The organism is Pediococcus parvulus (assembly GCF_964063155.1).
GTDB lineage: Bacteria > Bacillota > Bacilli > Lactobacillales > Lactobacillaceae > Pediococcus > Pediococcus parvulus.
Genome location: NZ_OZ061294.1, coordinates 21,076 through 27,848, shown reverse-complemented (window position 1 = coordinate 27,848; position 6,773 = coordinate 21,076). Strand labels below are relative to the sequence as shown.

The 6,773-nt window shown below is 49.9% G+C and carries 4 protein-coding genes and 2 pseudogenes; 3 read left to right on the top strand and 3 right to left on the bottom strand.

Features of this window, described 5'->3' with window-relative positions:
- Nucleotides 1–1,289 precede the first annotated feature (1,289 nt).
- The 3 genes and pseudogenes from AB3217_RS10880 to AB3217_RS10870 all read left to right on the top strand — a co-directional run.
- Entirely contained in the window at nt 1,290–4,094 is a 2,805-nt protein-coding gene (locus tag AB3217_RS10880; protein ID WP_367366157.1) for a cation-translocating P-type ATPase, read from the top strand.
- Nucleotides 4,095–4,153: 59 nt separating this feature from the next.
- Nucleotides 4,154–4,342: pseudogene (locus AB3217_RS10875) on the top strand (hypothetical protein); the annotation flags it as partial.
- Nucleotides 4,343–4,402: 60 nt separating this feature from the next.
- Nucleotides 4,403–4,849: pseudogene (locus AB3217_RS10870) on the top strand (replication initiation protein RepA); the annotation flags it as partial.
- Nucleotides 4,850–5,071: 222 nt separating this feature from the next.
- Here AB3217_RS10870 and AB3217_RS10865 read toward each other — a convergent pair.
- The 3 genes from AB3217_RS10865 to mobC are packed head-to-tail and all read right to left on the bottom strand — an operon-like array spanning nt 5,072 to nt 6,712.
- Complete coding sequence (locus AB3217_RS10865; protein WP_257885482.1) at nt 5,072–5,203, bottom strand: hypothetical protein; 132 nt, start codon at nt 5,201–5,203, stop codon at nt 5,072–5,074.
- A gap of 4 nt (nt 5,204–5,207) precedes the next feature.
- Nucleotides 5,208–6,377: a relaxase/mobilization nuclease domain-containing protein gene (locus AB3217_RS10860; RefSeq protein ID WP_367366156.1), complete on the bottom strand. Its 1,170-nt coding sequence runs from the start codon at nt 6,375–6,377 to the stop codon at nt 5,208–5,210.
- Nucleotides 6,359–6,712 (bottom strand): plasmid mobilization protein, encoded by a 354-nt coding sequence (gene mobC, locus AB3217_RS10855; protein ID WP_020923869.1) that lies wholly within the window; start codon nt 6,710–6,712, stop codon nt 6,359–6,361. The genes AB3217_RS10860 and mobC overlap by 19 nt, the downstream gene beginning before the upstream one ends.
- Between the last annotated feature and the right edge of the window lie 61 nt (nt 6,713–6,773).

Sequence of the window (6,773 nt, the reverse complement as noted above, 5' to 3'; positions counted from 1 at the left end):
AATTACGCCTCCACAACTATTATATAAAATCAACGATTGTTTATCAACGATCACTATTAAAAACCTCGTTGATAAACAGACAAAACCTCGTTGATAAACAGACAAAACCTCGTTGATAAACAGACAAAACCTCGTTGATAAACAGACAAAACCTCGTTGATAAACAGACAAAACCTCGTTGATAAACTTCTGTATGTCTTGGTAGAGTAAGGTGCAATAGGGGTCTAAAAGAGGTTTAAAAGAGGTTTATAAAAGAGGTATATAAGAGGCACCACTGTACGAGATACAAACCTAAAACAAAAAAACACAAAGGAGTGAGCCAAAAAACGGCTCACATTAAACTCCAGTCGCACAGCTCCTTGCGCCTCACGCTGTTCGTTGCTTAAAAGGTGTGGCAAGCCACATTAATTCGGGCGCTGACGCCCCGAACCCCGTCCAAGCTGAGCCAGCTTGACTGCTTTTTCACTCGCCGTTAGGCAGGAAAGCAAAGTTTTGTAGAAACTTTGGCTTTCGCCATTTCAGTGTAAAGACTGGTTTAGAGCTGTCAATTCCTTATGCTCCCACGCTTTGCTCGTCCGCTACCATTGACAGCAAACAGTTAGCTTTTCTGAATCTTAACAAGAATTCAACTGCTATGTTCGTTTTTAAGAGCCTTATTTTTCGTTTTTAGCGGTTTTGAGACTGTTTATATATATATTTATACCAAAGCAAAAACAAAAAGCCCTCAACAGGCTCTTAGAGGGCTAAATAACGAAGCCAGGACGATTAATAATATCTTCTTGTCTTTTTTTCAAAATATAAGAAGCTGTCTAGTATCTGCTGCTGGCGATTAATCTGACAGTGCTGCTAGCCTGCGGCGCCGGTTACGTCCTGGCAGGCGACCACCCCCACAAGCAGTCGCGCGCTGAACGCTAGTCGTAACAGCGTCAGTAACCTTTTACCGCAAACAGCGGCGCCTGCGCAGGCGCCGCTGTTTCGAGTTCAAATCACCGCTCTTTCTCTACTTCGCCTTCCTCCTCAATAACAAAGGGTCCCCCGCTTATAGTTCATCTCCTTGCTCAGTTTTGCATTTAGCACGAGCATTGTTCACAGTTTAGCGACTAGAAGCGTGCACGTTGCCCACGCCACCGGCGGCCCGGGCCAAATCTTTTGACAGCAACATTAGGTATCCTTTAAACTAGCAATAAAAGGTAACTAATTCAAAAAATTCGGTTGGGCGGTGCTCAAGAAAGCTTTCTCGGGGAGGAAAGCGATTCTTGGGTGCGGTCTTTTCTTATTGGAGGAAACTTATGACCCCTTACAACGAACACAAAGCAGATGTCCTAAAGCGCTTGGCCACCAGCCGGCAAAGCGGCCTCACCGGTGAAGAAGCACAGGCCCGGCTCACCCAGCATGGCCCCAACGCCTTGGCCGCCAGCAAGCCCCTACCAGCCTGGCGCCAGTTTTTGGCCACCTTGAAAGAACCTTTGGTGATTATTTTATTCATAGCCGTGCTATTGGCCTGGGCCAGCGCCGGCTATGACTTCTTCGTGCGCCACGACCCCAGCCATGGTATGGCGGCAGTGTATGAAAGCATTGCGATTCTGCTGCTGATTTTCGTTAATGCCGGCCTCTCCTTCTGGCAAGCCAAAAGCGCACAAAAATCCCTGGACGCCCTGAAGGTGATGGCGGATCACCACGCCAAGGTCCTGCGCGATGGCGACTGGCTGACGGTGCCAGCCACCGAGCTGGTGCCTGGCGATATTGTCAGTGTCAAAACCGGCGACTTCATCGAAGCCGACGTTCGCTGGCTCCATGTCGCCGAGCTGCAAACCAATGAAGCCCACCTCACCGGCGAAGCGGAACCTGTGCAAAAACAAACCCACGCATTGGGCGCTGACGTGCAAATCGGTGACCGCACCAACATGGGCTTTTCTGGTGCGACAGTGACGCATGGTAACGGCCTCGGGGTGGTGGTTGCGACCGGCATGCAAACCGAGCTGGGCAAAATCGCCACCTTGCTGGATCAAGTCAAGGACAAAAAGACCCCGATTGAACGCACCATTGCGCGCCTGACCACCAAACTGATGATGGTGGCGATGGTGATTGTGGCGTTCACGTTGCTGGTGGAGCTCTTGAAAGCCTATCAGCAAACTGGCAGTCTCTCCTTCGCTGCGCTGGCCGAATCCCTCTCTACGGCGATTGCCTTGGCGGTGGCCGCGATTCCCGATGCGCTACCGGCGGTGCTGTCAATTGTGCTCACGGTCGGGGCCACGATGCTGGCCAAAAACAACGGTCTGATCAAGTCCCTGAACAGTGTGGAAACCCTAGGGGCCACCAGCTACATTGCCTCAGATAAAACTGGTACCTTGACCAAAAATGAAATGACTGTCACCCGGTTTTATGCCAATGGCGCCAGTTATGTGGTGGAAGGCGACGGCTATGAACCAGTAGGCGAAATCATCCCTGATGACGAAGCCGACACCCCCGGCTTTTCGCGCTTCATGATGGCAGCTGTCCTGAATAACGAAGCGGCGATTCAAACCGACGACGAAGGCCGCAGCCGCCCGTATGGCAACCCCACCGACGTAGCGCTGGTAGTGATGGGCCACAAATTTGGTATCGATCGCGATACGATTTTGAGCAAAGACCAGGCGCAGGACATCGACATCATTCGCGAACTGCCGTTTGACAGCGACCGTAAAATGATGAGTGTCGTCATTAAAGATGGCGACCAGTATCAGGTGCTGACTAAAGGTGCGCCAGACGTGATTTTAGCCAAAACTGATGCCATTCTGGACCACGACCAACTCGTAACATTGCCAGCTGGTCAAACTGCGGTAGAAGCGCAGGTCAACCGCTTTGCCGAACAGGCGCTGCGGACGCTGGCGGTAACGCTGCGTGACATCGACGAGGACCTGGCGTTGCATGGTAGCACCGCTGAGCTTGAGCAGCACCTGACCTTACTAGGCATTGCCGGCATCATTGACCCGCCGCGGCCGGAAGTGCGCCAAAGTGTGACCACCTTGCACCAAGCCGGTATTCAGGTCGTGATGATCACCGGCGATCACGCAGTCACCGCCCGCGCGATTGCCTTAAAGCTGGGCATTGTCACCGACCCTAGCGCCCGGGTAGTGGAAGGCAAGCAGCTGGAAGCCATGACCGATGAAGATTTGTTCCGGCTCGCGCCAAGCATCCGCGTATACGCCCGGGTGTCGCCGGAACACAAGCAGCGCATCGTGCGCGCCTTGCAGCGGCATGGCGAAACCGTGGCCATGACTGGTGATGGCATCAATGACGCGCCAGCCTTACGCGCTGCTGACATTGGCATTGCCATGGGCATTAATGGCACCGAAGTCACCAAAGACGCCGCAGATCTGATTTTACTGGATGATAAATTCACCACCATCGAGCGCAGTGTCCGCGCCGGCCGCACCATTTTTGGCAATATCAAAAACTTTATGCGGCATGAGTTAACCACCAATGTCGCCGAGGTGTTGGCGCTGCTGTTCGGCGTGCTACTGATGACGCAACCCGTCGGCCAAGTGGCGGCCACCACCCCAACATTAACGGCGCTGATGGTGCTGTGGGTGAACATGATTTCCGATGCTTTACCGAGCTTTGCCCTCGGCTATGATGTGCCAGAAGCCGACCTCATGAACCAGCCGCCGCGCAATGTGAAACAATCCATTTTGCATGGCATGCTCGGGCGCATCTTCCTGCGCGGTATTGTGATGGGTGGGCTCGTGTATGTCGCCTTCATCTGGGCTGCCAGTCAAGGCATGAGCGGCGCAGAAGCGCAAACCCTCGCATTTTTGACCCTGGTGTTTGGCCAGCTGTGGCATGTGTTCGACGCGCGTAGCACCCGCACTTTGTTCGCCCGCAACCCGTTTGAAAACTATCAGTTGCTGCTGGCAGTGGCTTTCGCGGCGGTGGCTTCATTACTTGTCACCATCATGCCGTTCTTCAACGAAGTGATGGGGACCGCGCCACTTTCTAGCACGCTGTATGCTGCGGTAGTCTTCATCCCGGCGCTACCGACCCTCATTTTGTCTGGAATCAAAGAACTGTGGCTGCGTTGGCATCGCCCGCCGGTAGCCCCAGAGCATGATTAAAGATTGTTTTTTCGGGCCAGATTGCCTACAATCGGGGTAACCATATCGAGGTGAGCCAGTTGAATGTTTATCATGCGCTGAAAATGATTCAGATCGAGCACCAGCCCCTCAATCATCGCCAGGTCGTGATCACCGATGAAAACGGCAAGCCGCTTTCGCAGCTGACCGATCTACTAAGTGATTGTCTCAGTAAAATCGACCTTTTCGTTGATTTGCCCAGCACCGACACGGCCAGCGATGTCATCGATGTGAAGTGCCCTACAATTGTTAGACAAGAAGTCTAACGATTGTGGGGTATTTCTTGCACTAACTTTTCACCAGCTGAAATTGAAACCCAAAACCGGGATTTAGTAAAACATGCTGACGAGTTTTTAACCGATCCAGAAAGTGGCTGGGAAGTCTTCTTAGAACCCGAAGCCATTCAACTGCTCAGTTTCTGGTGTCGAACACCACAACAAATGCGACGCTTTATCCGCATCATTTTGAATGCTAAAAACAACCTCGAAAAAGAACATCAAGCCTTAGGAGTCAAAATTAATTTAGGTGACGATACGCTTAAACCACTGATAACTAAGACCTTGAGAAGATACTTTAACGTGCTCAGAAGTAACGAGAAGCATGTTAAGGACGTGGAAAACTATTTGTACGGGACCATGACGAATCTGTTCGGTATTTACTGGAATAAACTAGCTGGGGCTAAATATCGGGCGCAACACTCAGAAGAATTCAAAAATCAAGGGGTCATTTCAGATTAGCTCTAAAATCGTTTCTCAGCCGTTTTAGTTAACTGGCATATAAATACACCAGAGCTGATTTAAAATGGCTTAGAAACGATAAATATAGCCAATAATAAGCGAAAAAATACGCTAATTGGTTTCAAAATCCTAAATTCATGTCAATAAAACGCCAATTTGGTTTAACCCTGAAATAAAATTGTCAGCAATTGAGGACGCAGAAACCTGAAAGCTTAACTTGAACTAACCGAAATACTTGGTCAATAACCAGAAAATAAGGCCTGTCAGAATACCAGTCGGGATCACAGCCAGCAGATAATTCTTAATTTCATACCACGAGAACCGCTTTTTCGTGGTTTGTAACTGCTGATCCATTTGATCAGCGACTTGGGCCATCGTCTCTTGAATGGTCTGGTTCACTTGGTCGCTGAGTTGGCTGAGGCGCTGGTTTTTTTTGGCTTGTTCGGTTTGAATTTGTTTGAGCGCGGTCAGATTTTCCTGACTGATCAGGTTGGTCTGCTTTTGGAATGCTGCGTAGGCGCTTTGTAAGGTCTGTTTTAATTGGGCCTGCGAGCTGGCGTTGCTGCTGTCTAAGTTGTTTAAGGTCGTCTGAAACTGTTGGTTGACTTGTTGGGCGGTCTGTTCGATCTGATGAAGTTGTTGATCGAGGGACGTTTTGGCTGTGGCTTGCAGTTGAATCTGAGTGCCCTGGTAATTCCGGAGTTCGGCTATGGTCTGATTGAGCTGGGTCAATTGTTGGGTTAACGGTTCGTTCTGGTTGCTGGTTGGTTCTTGTTTGGTTTTGTCGGCTTGCCAACTCATTAAAAATCGTCTCCTTTTCATAATCAAGCCCGAGTTTGGTTCCCCGAGACTTGTAATTGGTCCCTAATAGCTGATAGGTGAGATTTTTGCCCCGTTCCCATACTTTAACTGCCTGTTGTTTCAAGTCGTCCTGAAAGGCCTGAAAATCGCGAATCAGGGGGTTCTGCATGGTGTGATCGACGGCTTGGCGGATTTGATCTTTCCAAGTGGGCTGCTGTTTAGCCCGGAGCTTAATTTCGGCCATTGAGCGTTTCTCGTGACGGTTAGGATCGGGCCGGGTGACCATTAAGCCATTTTCCTGGCACACTTGATCCGTGATGTGGACTAAGTGATCGCGATATTGGTGCCAATTACCGTGCATTTTTTGCCCGGTTTCCAGGTTAATCGCGCCAATGACGGCATGGACGTGTAACGAATCGGTATCGGCATGTTCATAAAGGGCCACCTGTTGATTGGGATAGGCTTTGGCATAAACTTCTTTGGCAACGGCTAAAACCGTTGTCTGATCATGAGGATCTTGCGGATTAAATTCCAACGGGCTAAAGGCAATCCGGCTGGCATACGCTTGGGTTTTACCAGGATTGCCATAGACGGCCCGCACTTGTTTAAATTCGCTTTTAGCGTACTGAATATCTAAATTGAGGCCATCTTTTTTGATGGCTCGTTTTTCAGCGTAATTGACTAACCTAGATGCACTGGTGGAACGTTTTATGTGAGTTGTTGCCATACGCGTTGCACCTCGTTTTGTAAATCCTTTAATGCTTGGGGATCGATTTGACCACCTTGATTAGCATGATGGGCCAATTGATTAAGATTACCGCCAATTTTAGCTAACTGATGAGTGATGTTCTGGGCATCTTGGGCAGCAATCTTAGGGGCAACTAAGCGCGCCCCCTGGGCCTTCTTTTTGACAAAAGCCGGCACGGACAGATTTAAAGTTTGCGCGGAACGCGCCAGCTTTAAATAGTCCGGTTCACTCACCCGAAAATTAATTTGTTTGCTAGCCTGACGATGAACCTGAGTCGTCTTTTTTGTGCTAGCCAGATTTTGTGGTTCGTTCACGAGTCCCACCTCCGTTGCCCTGCGGTAAAGTTATTCGAGATATCAAAAGTCGGATCAGCCG

Excerpts from the sequence above, each read along its gene's own strand:
- AB3217_RS10880 (WP_367366157.1), top strand. The coding sequence starts at position 1,290 with ATGACCCCTTACAACGAACACAAAGCAGATGTCCTAAAGCGCTTGGCC.
- AB3217_RS10865 (WP_257885482.1), bottom strand. The coding sequence starts at position 5,203 with ATGGATCAGCAGTTACAAACCACGAAAAAGCGGTTCTCGTGGTATGAA.
- AB3217_RS10860 (WP_367366156.1), bottom strand. The coding sequence starts at position 6,377 with ATGGCAACAACTCACATAAAACGTTCCACCAGTGCATCTAGGTTAGTC.